The sequence below is a fragment of the uncultured Candidatus Kuenenia sp. genome (assembly GCF_900696675.1).
Classification (GTDB): domain Bacteria; phylum Planctomycetota; class Brocadiia; order Brocadiales; family Brocadiaceae; genus Kuenenia; species Kuenenia stuttgartiensis_A.
The window spans coordinates 1-2,597 of record NZ_CAADGZ010000229.1 but is presented as its reverse complement, the minus strand read 5'-3'; the positions used below and the strand labels follow the sequence as shown (position 1 = coordinate 2,597).

Genomic DNA, 2,597 nt, shown 5'->3' with positions numbered 1-2,597 from the left:
ACAAAATCTCTGCCGGATACCTTGTTGGTGGAACGTTGTACAAAGCATGTCTCACGGGCAATTCTGTCCAAATTGTCCTCATCCAAACTCTTTACATGTTCTTGTGTGATTTCTTTTAGTCTTTTATGGTGAGACACGGTTTAATTTGTATTTTTGATTTTGTAAGAAATTATGTAAGTTATATTTTCCTTATATCAAAAAAATTTAGGTGTGTCCCGAAAAAAATGTGTTTATTTAAAAAAAAATTTTGCCCTCTCTTTGAAAGATTGTTGTTTTTAACCTCTCCCTTGCTTTAAATGCCGGTTTTTTATATCCTCTCAGCGTACAACGCACAAATAAACAAGCACGATAACGCTTCGCCTACCCACACTTAATATCACATGTTCTTGCAATGCTAACCTTTACAACTACTGCCAAGTTAGGTTGATGCGTATGAGGCATCGCCTACCGGAAATCGGATCGTTACAAAGCATGAAGTACGAGGTACGATTTAAAATCCCAAATCGTAAATCTAATATATTTAAGTTTTTAAAATATAATCCATAATACGTTTTTCCTCTCATTCCCAAGCTCCGCAGACTGGGCCAAATGGACAATTCTGCTTTATTTTGTGGGTATAACTCCCCACTTTGTAGGCAAAAAAGTTCATTTGACCCAGTCTGTCCGGCTTGGGAACGGGATAGGTTTAGAAACTCCGGCTTCGAATATAAAAAAAGAATGGGACCCAGTTGAAAAATATTTGAAAGCGTCTTTTGACCCCAATATTTCTTATTAAATGGAAGCAGGAGCTTCCAGGGTACGTGCGTTCCCAAGTCGGAACTTGGGAACGAGAATAGAGTTAGGCCTTCAGCGACTTTTTCGATGGAGAGCGAAGTGCCGCTTTGCCCTGCAACTTTGAAATTCCTAATATTTAGGTTTTTAAAATATACTCCATAATACGTTTTAAACTAATTCTGTTTTCTTTTTTTGACGTCAGACGCAAATAAATATACCAGTACATCCCTGCAACCAGGACCATACCTCCCATCAAATTTCCTAAAACCACCGGAATCAGATTGTCAATCATAAATCCTTTAAAAAAAGTAAGGTTTGAAAAGTCCACTCTGCCCTGAACCTTCATTATGGCGGCCAGGACTGAGCTATTTCCCTTAAGGATAATACCCATAGGTATAAGCCACATATTCACCACACAATGTTCAAATCCGCAGGCGATAAGGCAGGATATGGGCCACAACAGTGACAGTATCTTATCCATATTGCTTCTCCCGCTGTAACATAACCAGATAGCCAGGCAAACCAGCATATTACAGAGAAGGCCTCTGAAAAAAGCGACGCTAAATGGCAGGTTTACCTTTTCGTTTGCTGCAAGCACAATCTTTGCTCCCAGGAGATAATTGCTAAATGTCCATTGCCCGGAATTATATATCCACAATACGAGCGTTAACGCCCCAATAAAATTGCCAATAAACGCAATAATCAAATTCCTGGTAAGATCTCTGCCAGTAATCTTGCCAGCCATATATGACATCGCAATAAGGCAATTGCCGGTAAAAAGCTCCGCTCCTGCAATGACAATAAGCACAAGTGCAAGGGTAAAGGCTACGCCTCCCAATAACTGATTCATGCCAAGGTTTGAGGTTGCAGTATGGGTCACCAGCATCGATAACTGCGCTCCCAATGCAATAAAAACGCCTGCCAAAATACTCAGGGCAAGCGTAGTGAGCATGCTCATCTGTGTTTTTGCGATTCCAACCTGTCCCACCCTGTCAGCCATCTTGATTGGCGCATAAGCGTCAATATCAATTACAGGAATTCCGTATAAATTATTTACCTCTTTCTTCTGTTCCTTTTTTTCAAATACTGGTTTGTTTTTATCAGGATTAATTTCGTGATGCTCATCTGCATTGTTGTTTTGACGTTCCGTATCGTTCTGGACGTATTCAGATTCGTTTATATTTTCACAATACTCCTCATTCATATCATTTTTTGGATGGTCAGACACAAATAGCCTCCTCTCTGTTTAAGAAATGTTTAGATAGTAAAGAATCCACCCGCGGAGCAGGTGGCTTTGGGATAACCCCTATAAGGGGATGAAAATGCCTTCCTTCCAAAGGAAGCAAGGTTGAGTTGTCCCCATTTTAAATTTACCGTTGTGACTCTTCTTGGCGCTCTTTCTGCTCTTGATATTTCACATATTTACGTATCTTTTCCGTATCCAAACCAACGGTATCGACACAGTAACCTCTCGACCAGAAATGATTACCCCAATAAGGTTTTTGCTTCAAATGTCGAAACTTATTGAAAACTCGAATAGCTGTTCTGCCTTTGATTATACCTACAAAATCGGATATCGATATCTTGGGTACTACCATGACAAGCAGATGAACATGGTCAATTTGTACATTTAACTCAACAACTTCACAGCCTTTTTGTTCAGAAAATGCTCTGATACACTTACCTACTTCTTCTGCTACTTGACCAGTAAGTATTCTTAGACGATATTTTGGTGTCCAAAGAATATGATATTGACAATGCCATATCGTATGCGATAATTTGCGAAATCGACTCATTTGTTACTCCTTTGTTGATGTTGTGGG

General features: G+C 39.6%; 2 protein-coding genes and 1 pseudogene. All 3 read right to left on the bottom strand.

What is annotated here, in order from left to right; all coding sequences use genetic code 11:
- A pseudogene (locus tag QZT26_RS17180) lies at nucleotides 1-137 on the bottom strand (IS4 family transposase); the annotation flags it as partial.
- A 773-nt stretch (nucleotides 138-910) separates the two neighbouring features.
- On the bottom strand, nucleotides 911-2,002 hold the full coding sequence (locus QZT26_RS17175) for a formate/nitrite transporter family protein (RefSeq protein WP_230405696.1): 1,092 nt from the start codon (nucleotides 2,000-2,002) through the stop codon (nucleotides 911-913).
- 142 nt (nucleotides 2,003-2,144) lie between these two features.
- Nucleotides 2,145-2,570, bottom strand: a complete 426-nt coding sequence (gene tnpA, locus QZT26_RS17170) for an IS200/IS605 family transposase (protein WP_099326096.1) — start codon at nucleotides 2,568-2,570, stop codon at nucleotides 2,145-2,147.
- Nucleotides 2,571-2,597 lie beyond the last annotated feature (27 nt).

Coding starts and splice junctions, on each gene's coding strand:
- tnpA (WP_099326096.1), bottom strand. CDS start 2,570: ATGAGTCGATTTCGCAAATTATCGCATACGATATGGCATTGTCAATAT.